This is a genomic window from Pseudomonas sp. AC463 (genome assembly GCF_979253585.1).
The window spans coordinates 1-279 of sequence record NZ_CEEDDZ010000512.1; the positions used below are offsets into that span (position 1 = coordinate 1).

The 279-nt window shown below is 66.7% G+C and carries 1 pseudogene; it reads left to right on the plus strand.

From position 1 onward, the window contains the following. Nucleotides 1–44: 44 nt before the first annotated feature. Nucleotides 45–279 (plus strand): annotated as a pseudogene (locus AC0IYH_RS31195) (hypothetical protein); the annotation flags it as partial.

A 279-nucleotide genomic window follows, 5' to 3' on the forward strand; every position in this document is an offset into this window, starting at 1 on the left:
CGGCGCGTGACCCTGGCACGCGCGAAAATGCTGGAGAGTCGATTGTGATCCTGATGATGCTGGCCGCCGCGGCCATTGCCGCCCCGATCGCCGCTGCTCCGGTGAAGCCGTTCCCACCCTCGCCCGCACAGGTGTACGGGCCGCTCTATACCGCGGTGCAGATGCGCCAGATCTTCCCCGATTCGAAGACGTTCGCGGATGCCGTGCCGAAGCGGTCGGCGACAGCGATCATGGCCGCGTACCGAAGCTGCAAGTGCGACACCGACCCGGCGTTGAAGG